This window comes from Marivita sp. S6314 (genome assembly GCF_023015985.1).
Classification (GTDB): domain Bacteria; phylum Pseudomonadota; class Alphaproteobacteria; order Rhodobacterales; family Rhodobacteraceae; genus Marivita.
The window spans coordinates 249,245-265,592 of the sequence record NZ_JALKAO010000003.1; the positions used below are offsets into that span (position 1 = coordinate 249,245).

Annotated in this window: 19 protein-coding genes; 2 read left to right on the forward strand and 17 right to left on the reverse strand. The window is 59.4% G+C overall.

Annotated features, from left to right (window positions below):
- Nucleotides 1–35: 35 nt before the first annotated feature.
- Together MWU54_RS09750 and MWU54_RS09755 are read left to right on the forward strand one after the other, a co-directional pair.
- Entirely contained in the window at nt 36–1,439 is a 1,404-nt protein-coding gene (locus MWU54_RS09750) for an aspartate aminotransferase family protein (protein WP_247082646.1), read from the forward strand.
- Nucleotides 1,440–1,657: 218 nt separating this feature from the next.
- Complete coding sequence (locus MWU54_RS09755) at nt 1,658–2,833, forward strand: ATP-binding protein (protein ID WP_247082648.1); 1,176 nt, start codon at nt 1,658–1,660, stop codon at nt 2,831–2,833.
- A 111-nt stretch (nt 2,834–2,944) separates the two neighbouring features.
- On the opposite strand, the gene MWU54_RS09760 is transcribed toward MWU54_RS09755, so the two are convergent.
- The 17 genes from MWU54_RS09760 to folK form a co-directional block, all read right to left on the reverse strand.
- Nucleotides 2,945–3,715 (reverse strand): FCD domain-containing protein, encoded by a 771-nt coding sequence (locus MWU54_RS09760; RefSeq protein ID WP_247082650.1) that lies wholly within the window; start codon nt 3,713–3,715, stop codon nt 2,945–2,947.
- A gap of 58 nt (nt 3,716–3,773) precedes the next feature.
- Entirely contained in the window at nt 3,774–4,220 is a 447-nt protein-coding gene (locus tag MWU54_RS09765; protein ID WP_247082652.1) for a molybdenum cofactor biosynthesis protein MoaE, read from the reverse strand.
- Nucleotides 4,221–4,222: 2 nt separating this feature from the next.
- Complete coding sequence (gene moaD / locus MWU54_RS09770) at nt 4,223–4,468, reverse strand: molybdopterin converting factor subunit 1 (protein WP_247082654.1); 246 nt, start codon at nt 4,466–4,468, stop codon at nt 4,223–4,225.
- A gap of 4 nt (nt 4,469–4,472) precedes the next feature.
- Nucleotides 4,473–5,132 carry a CDP-diacylglycerol--glycerol-3-phosphate 3-phosphatidyltransferase gene (gene pgsA / locus MWU54_RS09775; protein ID WP_247082656.1) on the reverse strand — a complete coding sequence of 220 codons (660 nt, stop codon included), beginning with the start codon at nt 5,130–5,132 and terminating at the stop codon, nt 4,473–4,475.
- Nucleotides 5,133–5,243: 111 nt separating this feature from the next.
- Complete coding sequence (gene recO, locus MWU54_RS09780) at nt 5,244–5,969, reverse strand: DNA repair protein RecO (protein ID WP_247082658.1); 726 nt, start codon at nt 5,967–5,969, stop codon at nt 5,244–5,246.
- Nucleotides 5,970–5,978: 9 nt separating this feature from the next.
- On the reverse strand, nt 5,979–6,311 hold the full coding sequence (locus MWU54_RS09785) for a DUF1491 family protein (protein WP_247082659.1): 333 nt from the start codon (nt 6,309–6,311) through the stop codon (nt 5,979–5,981).
- 75 nt (nt 6,312–6,386) lie between these two features.
- Entirely contained in the window at nt 6,387–7,295 is a 909-nt protein-coding gene (era, locus tag MWU54_RS09790; protein ID WP_247082661.1) for a GTPase Era, read from the reverse strand.
- Between the two features lie 29 nt (nt 7,296–7,324).
- Nucleotides 7,325–8,218, reverse strand: a complete 894-nt coding sequence (locus MWU54_RS09795; RefSeq protein WP_247082663.1) for a DMT family transporter — start codon at nt 8,216–8,218, stop codon at nt 7,325–7,327.
- On the reverse strand, nt 8,215–8,904 hold the full coding sequence (rnc, locus tag MWU54_RS09800; RefSeq protein WP_247082665.1) for a ribonuclease III: 690 nt from the start codon (nt 8,902–8,904) through the stop codon (nt 8,215–8,217). The genes MWU54_RS09795 and rnc overlap by 4 nt, the downstream gene beginning before the upstream one ends.
- Nucleotides 8,904–9,740, reverse strand: coding sequence for a signal peptidase I (lepB, locus tag MWU54_RS09805; protein ID WP_247082667.1), 837 nt, complete (start codon nt 9,738–9,740; stop codon nt 8,904–8,906). Before lepB ends, rnc begins: the two co-directional genes overlap by 1 nt.
- Before the next feature lie 71 nt (nt 9,741–9,811).
- Nucleotides 9,812–10,210 (reverse strand): holo-ACP synthase, encoded by a 399-nt coding sequence (acpS, locus tag MWU54_RS09810; RefSeq protein WP_247082669.1) that lies wholly within the window; start codon nt 10,208–10,210, stop codon nt 9,812–9,814.
- 10 nt (nt 10,211–10,220) lie between these two features.
- A complete protein-coding gene (locus MWU54_RS09815; protein WP_247082671.1) occupies nt 10,221–11,687 on the reverse strand; it encodes an alpha/beta fold hydrolase in 1,467 nt (488 codons plus the stop codon).
- A gap of 20 nt (nt 11,688–11,707) precedes the next feature.
- Nucleotides 11,708–12,460: a pyridoxine 5'-phosphate synthase gene (locus MWU54_RS09820; RefSeq protein WP_247082673.1), complete on the reverse strand. Its 753-nt coding sequence runs from the start codon at nt 12,458–12,460 to the stop codon at nt 11,708–11,710.
- A 26-nt stretch (nt 12,461–12,486) separates the two neighbouring features.
- A complete protein-coding gene (locus MWU54_RS09825) occupies nt 12,487–13,140 on the reverse strand; it encodes a DUF2062 domain-containing protein (protein ID WP_247082674.1) in 654 nt (217 codons plus the stop codon).
- Between the two features lie 20 nt (nt 13,141–13,160).
- A complete protein-coding gene (locus MWU54_RS09830; RefSeq protein ID WP_247082676.1) occupies nt 13,161–15,299 on the reverse strand; it encodes a bifunctional (p)ppGpp synthetase/guanosine-3',5'-bis(diphosphate) 3'-pyrophosphohydrolase in 2,139 nt (712 codons plus the stop codon).
- 39 nt (nt 15,300–15,338) lie between these two features.
- Entirely contained in the window at nt 15,339–15,692 is a 354-nt protein-coding gene (gene rpoZ / locus MWU54_RS09835) for a DNA-directed RNA polymerase subunit omega (RefSeq protein ID WP_085634833.1), read from the reverse strand.
- 79 nt (nt 15,693–15,771) lie between these two features.
- Nucleotides 15,772–16,329: a 2-amino-4-hydroxy-6-hydroxymethyldihydropteridine diphosphokinase gene (gene folK, locus MWU54_RS09840; protein WP_247082678.1), complete on the reverse strand. Its 558-nt coding sequence runs from the start codon at nt 16,327–16,329 to the stop codon at nt 15,772–15,774.
- Nucleotides 16,330–16,348 lie beyond the last annotated feature (19 nt).

Genomic DNA, 16,348 nt, shown 5'->3' on the forward strand with positions numbered 1-16,348 from the left:
ATTCTGCGCCCGACCTGTTTGAGAGGACGCATCCCATGGCCATGATCACCAACCATATGCCCACCGCCGAATTGCAGGCGCTGGATTCGGCGCACCACATGCACCCGTTTACCCATGGCGGTGAACTGGCACAAAAAGGCGCGCGGGTGATCACCCGGGCCGATGGCGTTTGGCTCAATGACAGTGACGGCAACCGTATTCTGGATGCGATGGCGGGATTGTGGTGTGTGAACATCGGCTACGGGCGCTCTGAACTGGCGCAGGCCGCCGCGCGCCAGATGGAGGAATTGCCCTATTACAACACGTTCTTCCAGACGACCCACGTGCCCGCGATCGCGCTGTCGCAGAAACTCGCGGAACTGGCCCCGGACGGGATGAACCAGGTGTTCTACGCAGGGTCCGGGTCCGAGGCGAACGACACCAATCTCCGCATGGTGCGCACCTATTGGGCTGCGAAAGGCCAGCCCGAGAAGAACATCATCATCTCCCGCTGGAACGCCTATCACGGGTCCTCCGTCGGGTCCGGGTCGCTGGGCGGCATGAAGGGGATGCACATGCAGGGCGGTCTGCCGATCCCTGACATCCACCATATCGACCAACCGAACTGGTGGGCCGAAGGCGGGGACATGACGCCCGAGGAATTTGGCCTTGAACGCGCCCGCCAGCTTGAGACGGCGATTGAAGAACTCGGCCCCGACCGCGTCGCGGCCTTCATCGCCGAACCCGTGCAGGGCGCAGGCGGCGTGATCATCCCGCCCGAAACCTACTGGCCCGAAATCCAGCGCATCGTCGACAAATACGGCATCCTGCTGATCGCGGACGAGGTGATCTGCGGCTTCGGGCGCACCGGCAACTGGTTCGGCAGCCAGACGATGAATATCCGTCCCCACATCATGACCATCGCCAAGGGGCTTTCCTCCGGCTACCAGCCGATTGGCGGATCGATCGTGTGTGACGCCGTGGCCGAGGTCATCAATTCCGTCGAGTTCAACCACGGCTACACCTATTCCGGCCACCCGGTCGCCTGCGCCGTGGCGTTGGAAAACCTGCGGATCCTGGACGAGGAAGGCATCGTCACCCGCGTCCGCGAAGAAACCGCGCCTTATCTCAAGGAAAAGTTCGACTCCCTCGCCGACCACCCGCTGGTGGGCGAAGCCAGGATCATCGGCCTCATGGGCAGCCTCGCCCTCACACCCGACAAAGCGTCCCGCGCCAAGTTCGAAGCCGACGAAGGCACAGTCGGCTTCATCTGCCGCGAACGCTGCTTCGCCAACAACTTGGTGATGCGCCATGTGGGGGACCGCATGATCATCTCCCCGCCTCTGGTGATCTCGAAGGACGAGATTGATACCTTGATCGCGCGGGCGTGGAAATCGCTGGATGAATGCCACGCACGTCTGAAGGAAGACGGCCTGCTAAAAGCCCGCGTCGCAAGCTAACCGTCCTTCAAAGCACCAGCGCGGAACCAAGGTCGAAGGCCGCCGCGCATCGCCAGACCGCCCCCCGGGCTGGCGATTTGGTAGCCGTGGGCGCATCGCTCGAATGATAGACGGACTCGGCCACCATAAAGCGCATGTAGACTGAGTATCTCAGATGTATAGACTTATACGTAGTTATACGCTATTTAAGGTATAACTATGTAGAGGTTTGTAGAACTATGGATCCGGTAAGAAATCCGTTTGCTCCAGGAGCTGGTTCGCAACCGCCTGAACTAGCTGGTCGCGATGAAATTGTGCACGATGCAACAACAGCATTGAAGCGAACCTTAATCGGGCGTCACGCGCGATCGCAAATGCTTCTCGGGCTTCGTGGGACAGGAAAAACTGTGTTACTAAATACTATTGAAAGTGCCGCTGAAGACATCGGTTACCTAACATCTGTGATTGAAGCTCCCGAGGAGAAGTCGCTTGCCGAGTTGCTCTACCCAAAGATGCAGCAAGTTCTAAGAAAGCTGTCTCTGATTCAATCAGCGAAATCAAAAGCACATGATGCTATGAAAGCACTGCGAAGTTTCGCTAGCGCGTTTAAAGTTCAAATGGGAGATTTATCTGTTTCTGTTGATCCAGAGCCGGGCGTAGCTGATAGCGGAAACCTAGAGTACGATCTACCTGACATGTTTGTCGCAATAGGCCATGCTGGAAAAGCTGCAGGAAAAGGCTGGTGTCTGTTGATCGACGAAGTACAATATCTGAAGGAAGAAGAACTTGCTGCACTTATAGTGGCAATTCATCGGGTAGGTCAGAAGCAATTGCCCGTGATTTTTTTTGGCGCTGGGTTGCCGCAGCTGGCCGGTCTCTCTGGGGATGCAAAGTCATACGCAGAACGACTATTCTCATATCCAAAGGTTGGGGCACTCGATAGTGAGGCAGCATTGCAAGCTGTAAAGGAACCGATCAATGGAGAGAGCGAACAAATAACGCAGAAAGCGCTGACCCATATTATAGAAATTACAGAGGGATACCCATATTTTTTGCAGGAATGGGGCTTTCAGGCATGGAATGCTGCTGATGAGTCTCCTATCGATGAAAATGACGTTAAAACGGCGACAGATGACGCACTCAGAAGGTTGGATGATGGGTTTTTTCAAGTCCGTTTTGATAGATTGACGCCGAAAGAACGTGAATATGTGATTGCCATGTCCGAGCTTGGCAAAGGTCCATACCGATCCTCCGAAGTGGCGGACCGACTAGGTGAGCCACCTTCCAAATTAGGCCCGCGAAGAGCTCAAATTATTGCAAAAGGCATGATTTACAGCCCGCAGTATGGCGATATAGATTTCACTGTACCGATGTTTGACGATTACCTTCGTCGTAATTGGAAGTTATCAGGTTAACTCTATTCTTAAAGCGTTTATTTTGATAAAGCAGATTTTTAGAGAGCATTGAGCTTGGGAAGCAAACAAAAAATGCTCTTTTTTGGTGTCACGAAAATTCGAACCGTAATATCACCCCTTCCCCCCAACATGCTCCAACCTCTGCCGGGCCACCGCCTCATGCGCCTCGGCTTTGCGGTTGTCGGCCAGACAGCTCTCGACATAGGTCAGATGATCCACCACCGCCTGCCGGGCACCTTCGGGATCGCGGGCCTGCAGCGCTTCGACGATCACCCGGTGTTGCTCCAGCAAAGCCCCCCGCGTCGTCTTCTGCCGGAACATGATCTGGCGGTTGTAGAACACGCCTTCACGCAGCAATTGATACATCGACCGCATCATGTGGAGCATGATGACGTTGTGGCTGGCCTCGATGATGCTGAGGTGAAACTCGGCGTCCAATTCCGCCTCGTCGGACGGATCGCGTTTTTGATGCGCCGCTTCCATCTTGGCAAACACCGCCGCGATCACCGCCAGATCGGTATCCGACGCCAACCGCGCCGCGCGTTCGGCGGCCAGCCCTTCCATGTCGCGGCGGAAGGACAGATAATCAAACACCGCCTCATCATGCGATGCAAAGAGCCGCACCAAGGCGGGCGAAAACGCGGACCCCAGCACATCGGCCACATAGACCCCGGCACCCTTGCGGCTGGTCAGCAATCCGCGCTCGGACAGGTCGGCAATCGCTTCGCGCAGAGACGGGCGGGACACGTCCAGCCGATCTGACAACTCGCGTTCCGACGGCAAACGCTCTCCGGGCCGCAGGATGCCGCGCAGGATCAGTTGTTCGATCTGGCGGACAACGGCGGCCGAGAGTTTTTCGGGGGTGACGGGGGAAAAGGGCATCAGGGGCACGCTCGCTCAAACTGGTCAAATGATATGACCAAAGCGAGGGTAGAACAAGCTACCAGCGGGTCAGCGCATCCTCGTCTTCGTCTTTGGCCGCAACCCAATCTGTGTCGCCCGACGCTGCGTGTTCCTTCTTCCAGAACGGCGCGCGGGATTTGAGGTAGTCCATCAGGTACTCCGCCGCCTCGAACGCATCTTTGCGGTGGGGGGCGGCCGTGGCGACCATCATGATCTTCTCGCCCGGTTCCATCCGCCCAAAGCGGTGAATGACCAGCGCGTCGCCCAGCGACCAGCGGTCAACCGCCTCGCCCGCGATCTTTTTCAACGCCTTCTGCGTCATGCCGGGGTAGTGCTCGATCTCCATTGCGTCGAGGCCGCCGCCACCGAAGTCGCGCACAATCCCGGTAAAGGTGACCACCGCGCCCATGTCGTGACGGCCAGAGGCAAAGGCCTCAGCCTCGGCCCCGAAATCGAAGGGCTGGTCCTGCACCACAACGCGCATGGTCAGCCTCCGGTCATTGGTGGAAAGAAGGCCACTTCGCGGGCACCGTCGAGCGACGCATCGAAATCGGTCAGTTCCTGATCCACCGCCACCCGCAGTGCCGACAGGTCCGAAAACGCCATCTCATAGCGTTCTTCCTTGGCGCGCAGTTCCGACACCAGGTCGGCGACGGTGGCCGCGTTGGTTTCGATCGTTTCCTTTGGCAGGCCGATCCGTTCCCGGACCCATGCGAAATAGAGAACGTTCATCTGATCAATCCTTCAAATAGGGCACCGCTTTGCGGAAATAATCCCATCCGGTGATGAGCGTGAGAAAGGCTGCGACCCACAGCAGGATCAAGCCGATGTTGCCGGTCCAGACCATCCCGGTGTGTTTCCACCACAGCCCGTGCAGGTCTTCGACATCGCCGCGCATCACGTCCTGGAAGATCTCGGGGCCCATGCCCATTGCGGACATACCCAGATAATGTTCGAACACGCCTTGGGCAAAGAGAATGGCAATCGCCACCATCTGCAGCGTTGTCTTCCATTTCGCCAGTGGTGTGACTTTCAGTGTCCCGGCGGTGTCGCCCAGAAATTCGCGCAAGCCCGACACGAACACTTCGCGGAACAGGATGAAGGTCGCGGGCAGCACCAGCCAAGGCGACATGGACGAATAGCCGACGATGACCATCAGCGCGATGACCACCATCGCCTTGTCGGCAATCGGGTCGAGCATCGCGCCCAGTTTGCTTTCCTGTTTCCATGCCCGGGCAAGGTAGCCATCGAACCAGTCGGTGATCGCGGCGGTGATGAAGAGGATCAACGCAAACCAATCCGCCGCAGGACGCGAGAAATAGAGGAACATCAACGCCACCCCTGGCGCCGCCAAGAGGCGCAGGACCGTGAGGATATTTGGCACCGTCATGTTCATGTCCATTACCTAACGTGCCCGCGTGCCACTTAAAAGATAGGGTTTAGGTTGTTTTTGGGATGTCTGCGCGGTTGGCACAGCGGGAACCCGCCTTTTGATCTGTTTGGATCGTCAGGCCGTGCGCGCAAGTGCGTCGATGAAGCGGGCCCGCGCCTGTGGAAGCGGTTTGCCAATCTGGTGCAGCGCTACCTTCTGTTCCAGGAAATATCCCGTGGTCGCGAGGGCCGCAACGATGTCCGCGTCAGAGAACGTGCCACTGCCCTTCAGCGCGTCTGGCAAGGGCAACAGGCGATCCGCCCAGTCTCCGGCCCCGGTTTCCGAGACGGCGCGGCCGCTCTTGGGTGAGACATATGTCAGGTTGTCGGTCGCACCCGTCACGGCGCAGGTGTTTAGATCCAGACCGTATCCCAGATCGTCCAGCAAGGCGATTTCCCACCGCAGATAAGCCAGTGGCCAAAGCTCTATCTGGTCAAGCAGATCGAGCAAGTTTTGCGTTTGTGTATAGAGGGCGTCGTGTGGTTCCCGCTCGGGCAGGGTGAAGGCAAGCAGGGCGAGCACCGCGTTCATTCCGGCCAGCGCCAATCTGTTGCCCATGGCAACCGCCGCGCGCGACCGCTGGAGTTCGACCGTAAAGCTGCCGATATGGTCTTCGAGACGGGCGCGCCAGGCCAGATCCAGTTGCGCACCGGGTTGCAGGATCGGTGCGACCTTGCGCGAGGCCCCGCCGCGCACAACGCCTGCATGCCGCCCACGCTCTGGCGTAAACACGTCGATGATCATTGAGGTTTCGCCGTGCCTGCGGCTACTCAGCAGAATACCTGTGTCACGCCAGTCCATAAGTACAGGTTAGCCCGACAACCCGTCTTCATCCAGAAGATGCCGTCCGTCCCGGTCCTCGACCTCGATCACCCAAAGATCACTGTCAAAACTGCGTTGCTTGGCAATGCTGGCGTCCACGTCGGATTCGGCCCCATCGGCCAGAATTTGCCATTCCCGTTCGCCGGTCATGAGGTCGAACTGGCGGACAAAGGCTTTGGCCTGCCCGTCGAGCGTATTGAGCTTGACCAGAACCGCGCCTGCGGTGTCGTCGCCATGGGATGTCACGAAGGCGGGAATGTTCCATAGCGACAGGCGGCGCAGATAGGCGTGGACCCAGAAGGAGGAGGTGAGGCGGGTCATGTTAATTGAAGCAAGATTGCCAGTCCGCGGGTTGCCAATCGCGTCGGCACTTTCGATGATGTTCCGCGTGCGGCGTCACCCATTCCCATCCTTGAAATCCAGCCCCATCTCGGAATAGCGCTCCGCCTCTTCCAGCCATTTCTCGCGCACTTTCACCTGCATGAACAAATGGATACGTCGCCCGAGAAACTCTTCCAGCTCCTCGCGTGCGGCTTTGGAAATAGCCTTGATCGTCTCGCCCTTGTTGCCCAGAACGATGCCTTTGTGCCCGTCGCGCACCACGTAGATGATTTGGTCAATCCGGGCGGAGCCATCCTTGCGCTCTTCCCAGTTCTCGGTCTCGACCGTCAACTGGTACGGCAATTCCTGATGCAGCCGCAGGGTCAGCTTTTCGCGCGTCATCTCGGACGCGATCATCCGCAGGGGCAGGTCGGCAATCTGGTCTTCCGGATAGAGCCACGGACCTTCGGGCAATTCCGCTGCCAGCCATTTGCGCAGGTCTTTCACGCCGTGGCCCTTTTCAGCCGAGATCATGAAGGTTTCGGTGAACGCGAACTTTTCGTTCATGTCTTGCGACAGTTTCAGCAGGTGTTGCGCTTCGACGCGGTCGATCTTGTTGATCGCCAACGCAACCGGACGCTTGCCCGCCACTTCGGCCAGGTTCTCCAGGATGGCCTCAACGCCTTCGGTGATCCCGCGATGTGCCTCGATCAGCAGGACAACGATGTCGGCGTCGGACGCGCCTGACCATGCCGCCGCAACCATGGCCCGATCCAGCCTGCGGCGCGGCTTGAACAATCCCGGCGTGTCGACCAGCACGATCTGTGCGTCGCCTTCGATGGCCACGCCGCGAATACGGGCGCGTGTTGTCTGGACCTTATGGGTCACGATAGACACCTTGGCCCCGACCATCTGGTTGGTCAGGGTGGATTTGCCCGCGTTGGGCTCTCCGATCAAAGCGACAAAACCGGCGCGTGTGGTCATGGGATCATCCCGCTATTGGAAGTCCGGCGTCATACGCCAGTTTGTTTGGCAGAGCCAGCCCTGTCTTTCTTGGCCCCCCGGATCAGGGTGTATGTTCCGCTTCCCACGATCAGGGCCGCGCCAAACAAGGTCAGGCTGTCCGGTCGTTCACCAAAAATCACGTAGGCGATGACCAGCGCGATCAGAAGGCGGGAATACCGGAACGGGGCCACAACCGACACTTCGCCGGTGCGCATGGCTTTGGTCAGGGCGCTATACGCCAGAACGCCAGAGAACGCGGTGCACAGGATCAGCACGGCAGACCATGCCTCAGGAACAGCCAATGGCTGCGTTTCGAACAGGGTGATCACGACCCCGGCGATAAACACCATCAGAAACCCCAGGATACCCAATTGCGTGGCGGAAACCTCTGGCGGGCTTGCTCGGGTCATCAGGTCGCGCCCGGCAAAACCGATCATGCCAAGCACGGCAAAGATCGCGGTGGCGTCAAAGCTTGATGGGATCGGTTTGACGATCAACAAAACGCCAATAAACCCAACCGCCATAGCGCTCCACCGTCGGACGCCAACCGCTTCTTTCAGCACCAGCGCCGCGCCAAGCGTGACAACAAGCGGGGCGGCCTGCAGGATGGCAGACGTTGTGGACAACGGCGTGAAGGCAAGGCTTAGGGCAAAGAACAACCGGCCGACGATTTCAAACCCTGACCTGATCAGCAGCGGTCCCTGAACGTAGCGCCTCGTCCAGACCGGTTCCCGGCGCACCTTGCACCGGGCCACGAAAAACGCTGTGCCCAGTGCCCCGAACATCATCGTCCCGACACCGGGAGACACGCCATTGGTTGCCGTTTTGAAGAAGGCGTCTTCGATGGCAAAGCCGAGCATGGCCAACACCATGAACAGGCTGCCTTTCAGATTGTCGTTCAAGAAGCGCTCGATTCGAGGCGCGCCAACAGGGATTTGGCTGCTGCCTGCTCTGCCTGCCGCTTTGACCCGGCCGTCGCTTCAGCGGATTCGCCGTTTTCAAGGCGGGCGGCAATCACGAAAACCGGGGCGTGATCCGGCCCGTTGCGCGCAATCTCGGTGTAGGACGGGGGCTGCATGCCACGCGCCTGTGCCCATTCCTGAAGCGCGGTCTTGGCATCACGGGCATCGGCGTCGACAGCCCCGATGCGATTGCCCCATAGGCGCAGGATCAGGTCTTTGGCGGCCTCAAAGCCCGCATCCTGGTACACAGCGGCGATCACCGCCTCCATGGCGTCGCCAAGCAGGGCCTGCTTGCGGCGTCCGCCAGACAGCATTTCGGACCGGCCCAGTTTCAACGCCGACCCAAGATCAATGTCGCGCGCCACGTCCGCGCAGGTTTCCTTGCGCACCAGCGCATTGAAGCGGGGGGCAAGCTGGCCCTCGGACGCGGATTTGTCTTCTGCCAAAAGCGCTTCGGCCATCACGAGGCCAAGGACGCGGTCGCCAAGGAACTCCAGTCGTTGGTTGTCGTCCCGGTTCGGACCGGCCCGCGACGCATGGGTCACCGCGCGTACCAGAAGGGCAGGGTTGGCAAACCGGTGCCCCAAGCGCGTCGAAAGCGCCTGAAGATCCGCCGACAGCTTCACTACTCGATCTTCTCGAAGAACCGGTCGCCGCGCCATGTCCAGAAATAGAGCATGGAGGCCCCGCCGGACGAGAACACCACACGGTTTGCCTTGCCGACAAGGTTTTCAAACGGCACAAACCCAACGCCGCCAGCAACACTTGGGACACGGCTGTCGGACGAGTTATCGCGATTGTCGCCCATCATGAAGTAATGGCCTTCCGGGACGGAATAGACCGGTGTGTTGTCTGACCCTTGGCTGCCGATGTTCAGGATCGAATGGGTCGTGCCACCGGGCAGAGTTTCAAGGAACCGGTCTTTCACACAGGTGCCGCCGGTGCCCACTGGCCCATTGGCGCAGCGCGGGCGCAGGCTCTGTGGACCTTGGGGGGCCGCAGTTTCCTCGAATGCCGGTTGTGGCTGCAGTTCAACAGCGGTGCCATTGATGTGCAGAACACCGCGGATCATCTGGATCTCGTCGCCGGGCAGGCCGACCACACGCTTGATAAAATCACGACCCGTCACGGGATGACGGAACACCGCCACATCGCCGCGTTCAGGTTCTGATCCAAACAGGCGGCTGTTGTCGCCGTCCGCCCAGCCGCAGATATCCGTCGCGTCGATGTCGATGCCGATCTGGGGAAGGTACAGCGTCGGGCAGGACGCATAGGAATACCCGTAGGCCATCTTGTTCACGAACAGAAAGTCGCCGATCAAAAGCGTGTCTTTCATCGACCCCGAGGGGATCCAAAACGGCTGGAAAAACAGTGTCCGGAAAATGCCTGCGATCAAGAGCGCGTAAACGACGGTTTTGATCGTCTCGACGATTCCGCCGCTCTTTTTTGTATCTGAGGCCATGTCCCTGCCTTTTGCTCGATTGTCCCGCGCTACATGAGCGGGGGCGGCGCGGGTGTCAAGCGACGCAGGCGTTACTTTGGGCGCGCCTCGATCAACACTGTGGCCTGTGCCCAAGGGTGATCGTCGGTCAGTGTGACGTGAATGATGGCTTCATGTCCCGGTGGTGTCAGGTCCTCAAGCCGCTTCCTGGCCCAACCCGTGACCTCCATCACCGGCTGCCCTGTATGCAGGTTGCGCACGGACATGTCCTTCCACGCAATGCCCATGCGCAGCCCGGTTCCCAACGCCTTGGAGCACGCCTCTTTCGCGGCCCATCGCTTGGCGTAGGTGCCGGCCACATCGCGGCGGTGTTCGGCCTTGCGTTGCTCGGTTTCGGTGAAGACACGGTTGCGGAACCGGTCCCCAAAGCGGTCAAGCGTTCCTGCGATGCGGTCGATATTCGCAAGGTCTGTGCCGATGCCAATGATCATGTGGTGTCCTTCATGCGGAAAACATCGGGAAACTGACCCCAAGCGCCCAGGCGAGGATCAGACCCAGCGCAAGGCCTGCCGTCAAGGGCCCCGCCTGTTTGCCAAAAGCACGTCCCATCGTTCCGTGGACGAGAAAGAACAATAGGATCACCGGAGCAATCATGATGAGGAAGAACAGCCCTTCGAAATCGAGCGCCACCGCAATTCCCAGAGAGCCGATCAGCGCGGCACGGGCAAGGATCCGCCGCCAAAGAGACGCTTTCCACGTCACCAGCGCATCCGCCAGCATGAACGGGATCGCCCCAAGCGCGAGCGCCGCGATGATGGGCAAGCGTTCCGCCACCGGGAAGAAATTCGCGCCATAGCGGTCGAGGGCCAGTCCAAAGACACCCACGCCCCAGATCAGCAGCCCGCCAAACGCCAGAAGCTGATATCGGCCATAGCCGTGACCACGGCAGAATAGTTGCAGCATGACCAGTGTGCAAAGCCCGTAAAGCCCCAGATGAACCGCCAGATAATCGGCCACCAGAACCGGCAGGACGTCGATGTCAAAAAGTCCCGCCACGCCGGGAGCCAGGATCATGGGCACCACCAGCACCGCTGCGAACTTCCATGTGGGCAGATCAAGTCTGGGTGGCAAATCGGTCGGCCGGGTCAAAACCCGGGCCACGGGCGCGGACAGCACTGTGATCGCCGCCATGAGCGCCAGAAACGCCCAGCCTGTTGGCAGCATCCTGGCCTGCACGTCTCGCCCGTAGGCCCGGTTCAGCCACTCCAACGCCGACGCGCGCCCGACGCGGGACTGCAGGATCGCAACGTGTTCCGCGAAAGGGGCCACTTGGGCCGACCGGATCACATCGCCGCTCCGCACCACGTCCCCTTCGGATGCGGAGGGATCAACCATCTGGGCGGCTTTGAGGCCGAAATCCCGCAGGGGCGGCTCCCACTGACCCGAGATCAGCAGCATGTCTTTGGGAAAGTCAGGCGTGATCGCTTGTGAATAGGCAGAGAGCAAGATCAAGGGACCAACCCGGTCGGACACCATTGCCACGCGGACCAAAACATCTGTGGCCATCGAATGACCAAGCAGGGCAACGGGTGTGTCTCCGTCCGCGACGGCGTCAATCACCGACAGCGTCTGGGTCATCAACCGCTGCGTCGTGCCTTCGATCCGGGTCACGTCGCCGGACATTGGACGCGGATGCGCGCCGTGGCCTTCGAAATCGAACATATGCACCCGGTAGCCCGCCTGTGCGAGCACAAGGCCATAGGCCTGCATCATCTCGCGTGATCCGGCAAAGCCGTGGGCGATGACCACATGCGGGCCTGTCGCATCCGCACGGGCCAACGTGGTGACAGGCGTGTCACCGACGCTGAAGGCCTTGTGGCTGACACCCGCACGCGCCATTTCAAGAACAACAAGAGCAGCGATGCCAATCACAAGCGTCAGGGCCGTCAGGATCCGGTTGTTCAACATGGCCCCGCCGTGCCTTGCGCTTATGCCCGTGCCGCGTCCATCACCCGGCGCATTTCGTGGATGGCGGGTTCAAGTCCAAGGAAGATCGCCTCGCCGATCAGGAAATGCCCGATATTCAGCTCCATCACCTCGGGCAGCGCCGCAACAGGGCTGACGCAATCATAGGTCAGGCCATGGCCTGCATGCACCTCGAGTCCCAGCGAATGCGCAAAGGTGGCCATCTCGGTCAGTGCCTTGAGTTCGGCATCGCGGGTTTCAAAGTCACCCTCGGCATGCGCGTCGCAATAGGCGCCGGTGTGCAGTTCGATGACTTCTGCCCCGATGCGATGCGCCGCTTCGATCTGGCGCTTATCGGCGGCGATGAAGATCGACACACGGCACCCGGCCTCGCGCAAGGGCGCGATGTAATGAGCCAGCTTGTTTTCCTCGCGCGCGACTTCGAGCCCGCCCTCGGTTGTGCGTTCTTCACGTTTTTCAGGCACAATGCAGACGGCATGCGGTTTGTGGCGCAATGCGATCTGCTGCATCTCTTCGGTGGCGGCCATCTCAAAGTTCAGAGGCACGGACAGGGCATCCATCAGGCGCTCGATGTCTTCGTCCCGGATGTGGCGGCGGTCTTCGCGCAGATGGGCGGTGATGCCATCAGCCCCCGCCGCTTGCGCGATTTGTGCTGCGCGGGTCGGGTCCGGATTGTCGCCGCCGCGTGCATTGCGCACCGTTGCGACGTGGTCAATGTTCACACCTAACCGCAATGGGCCTGCATAGTCAGTCATTCTCGCCTCCTGTACTGAGGCTGAACCTAATCCGCTGCCTGTCCGTCGTCAGCCTGTTTCTTCTTTTTTTTCAAAGCGGCCAGTTTCGCCTTCAAAGCGCCCTTGCGCCGGTTCTGATAGGCGCGGATCAGCGGCACGGACAGATAGTAGCAGATCAATCCGGTGATGATGCCGGGAATGATGCCGCCAACCAGCCAGGGGAAAAACACTTCCTGATAAAAGATTGTCAGGCCGGACCATTCCGGCTCTCCCCGGGTGAAGATCGCAATGAAATTCTGCCAAAGGTCTTCGCCCGCCTTTGCGAATTTGTATCCAATACTGCCGTGTTCGTGGACAACTTCGCCCAATCCCAAAAGCCAATACCCGGTTTGCAGCGATGCGACGCTGATCGGAACGTAAGTGAGCGGATTGCCAAAGAAGGTGGAGAGCAAAGCGGCAAGGATATTGCCCCGCATGACCCAGGCAATGATCGCGGCGGTCAGGAAGTGCAGGCCATAGAACGGGGTGAACGTGGTCAGAACACCGGCAAAAATTCCACGGGCGATGCGTTCGGGGGGGTCGGGAAGGCGATTGAGGCGGTGTTGCACGTAGCGGGCGGCACGGGTCCAACCCCCGCGCGGCCACAAGGCCTCACGGAGGGTGGTCCAGATCGAACGCCTGTCCCGCCGTTTGAATACCAATCCTCGTCCCTTCGATCTTTCTATTCGGCCGCAGCCGCTTGCACCGACAACGCAGGATCCCGTCTTCGGACAACAGACGCTACATCGCTTTCTGCCTCTAGTGCCGACATGACAGAATGCAGGTGGTTTGCATCGCTGAGGTCGATATCTATCAGCAGTTTGTAAAAGTCTGGTTTGCGATCCACAAAGTTCAGATCCGAGATATTGGCCTTCTGCTCTCCGATCAATGTGCAAATCCGTCCCAGCACACCAGCGTCGTTGCCGATCGTCAGTTCAAGTGAAACAGTATAGACCGGTGGATGGTTCCCGGTGACCCAGTGTAGATCCAGCCAGCGCGACACCTGATCCTCGAACGAGGCCAGCGCGCCGCAGTCGATGCTGTGCACCGTCACACCGCGCCCGCGTTCCGTAATGCCGACGATCCGTTCCCCGGGCAGCGGCTGACAACAGGGGGCGCGATCAAAGGCCTGCCCGGTTTCAAGGCCAATCACGGCGCTTTGGGTTTCGATGAACTCCATCGGTTGCGGCGCCAGGTCGGGATAGACGGCTTCGACCGCTTCGCGGGCTGACATCTCTGCGCTGCCCAGCCGGGCCAGCAATTCCTGCGCGTCGCTGATCCGCAAATTGCGCGCAGCCATTTCAAGCACTTTGTCGCTGGCTTTCTTGCCGACATTTTCAAACGCGGCGCGGGCGAGTTCGCGGCCCAGTTGCGCGAACCGTTCCCGCCCGGCTTCGCGCAGGGCGCGTCGAATGGCGGATTTTGCTTTGCCGGTGGTCGCAATATCCAGCCAAGTCGCCTGCGGTGATTGTCCTTCGGCGGTGACAATGTCGACCGACTGTCCGTTCTTGAGACGGGTCCACAACGGGACACGAATGCCGTCCACCTTGGCCCCGACACAGCCCGACCCGATGCGTGTATGGATCGCATAGGCGAAATCCAATGGGGTCGCGCCGCGCGGGAGTTTGACCACTTCACCCTTGGGTGTGAAGCAGAAGACCTTGTCCGGATACATCTCAAGCTTTACCGCTTCGAGGAAATCCTCGTGATCGTCCTCTTCGTCGAACTGTTCGGTCAGCGACGCGACCCATTTGGCGGGGTCAACCGCAAACGGGTTGTTGCTGCGCACGCCGTCCCGGTAGGACCAATGCGCGGCGACGCCGGTTTCAGCGACGTCATGCATCTGGCGGGTGCGGATCTGCACCTCAACCCGCTTGCCATCGCGCCCGGACACGGTGGTGTGGATGGACCGATAGCCGTTCGATTTCGGCTGGCTGATATAGTCCTTGAACCGTCCCGGAATGGCGCGCCAGCGTTGGTGGATCACGCCGAGCGTTGCGTAACAATCGGCTTTGGAACGTGTAATGATCCGGAACCCATAGATATCCGACAGACGGGAAAAGCCGATTTCCTTCTCCTGCATCTTGCGCCAGATCGAATAGGGTTTTTTGGCGCGGCCAAACACCTCGGCATCGATGTCGGCTTTTTCGAGTTCCGACCGCATGTCGCTGGTGATGCGATGAATGACATCGCCGGTTTCTTTTTGAAGCGTGATGAACCGCCGGATGATGCTGGCGCGACCTTCCGGGTTGAGAACGCGGAACGACAGGTCTTCCAGTTCCTCCCGCATCCATTGCATCCCCATGCGCCCGGCCAGAGGCGCGTAGATGTCCATTGTCTCGCGGGCTTTCTGGATTTGCTTTTCGGGGCGCATCGCCTTGATCGTGCGCATGTTGTGCAGACGGTCAGCGAGTTTGACCAGAATGACCCGCAGGTCCTTGGACATCGCCATGAACAGCTTGCGAAAGTTCTCGGCTTGCTTGGTTTCCGAACTCGACAGTTGCAGGTTCGTCAGCTTGGTCACACCATCCACAAGCACCGCAACGTCATCTCCGAACCGCTCTGCGATTTCGGAATAGGTGGACTTCGTGTCTTCGATAGTGTCGTGCAGAATGGCGGTGATGATGGTGGCATCATCAAGCTGCTGTTCTGTCAGGATCGCGGCAACAGCGACGGGATGCGAAAAGTAAGGTTCGCCAGAGTGACGAAACTGGCCCTCATGCATCGCGCGGCCGTAGTCATAGGCGTCACGAATAAGTGCTTCGTTGGTCTTGGGATTGTAATTGCGCACCAGCGCAATAAGGTCGTCTGCCGCGATCATCGGCGCCTCATTCTCATGCGGCCCGCATCGCGGCGGGCGTTAGCCTTGACCCTGCGCCTCCATCAACGCACGCAGCAGTTTTTCTTCCGACAGATCGTCTTCTGCGGGTTTGTCCGGTTCGGCCCCCATCAGAAGCGCCATCGCGTCTTCTTCGGGTTCGTCGACTTCGATCTGGGTCTGGTTCGATTCGATCAAACGCTCGCGCAGTTCATCCGCCGATTGGGTTTCTTCCGCGATTTCACGCAGAGCCACGACCGGGTTCTTGTCGTTGTCGCGATCCACTGTAATCGCAGCGCCAGCAGACACTTCGCGGGCGCGGTGCGCAGCGAGCATCACCAGTTCAAACCGGTTCGGAACTTTATCAACGCAATCTTCAACCGTGACGCGGGCCATGGAGCACTCCAATTTGTCGGGCAGCCTGTGAGAACCCGCTAGATATCCCGCAGGATAGGCGAATTCAAGTCAATAACACTCACAGCACCGATATCTCCGCCAGCGCATCTGGCGGAAGAGCGTCACACATCTGGGTTACCGTCAAATTCAAGACCGGATGTGTCCAGTTTGGCGCAATGTCCCTCAGGGGCACAAGCACAAAAGCGCGGTCCTGCAATCTGGGGTGCGGCAGGATCAGAGCGTCGGGTGCCGCTTTGCGTTGCTGTTCAGGGGACAGCGTGCGCCAGGTTTCAAAGGTGGTCAGGTCTGGTTCAACGCGCTGTCCACACGCCAACACATCAAGGTCCAAACTGCGCATTCCCCAACGCTCTATGCGTTCGCGACCGAATTTGGCCTCGATGGCATGCAGATGATCCAGAAAATCACGGGGCGACAGCGAAGACCGGACATGGGCTGCGGCGTTCACATAGTCGGGCCCGGCACCCGCAGGGAAACAGGGTGTCCGATAAAAGTGGCTTGTGGCCTCAACCACGACATCAGACGCACTCAGGTCCTGCAGCGCCGCACGCAGCGTTTCGTCAGGCGCGCCCTGGCTTGACGGCAAATTCGCGCCAAGCGCGATGAAAAAGTCATTCATAATTCCGCCACGTAGACTA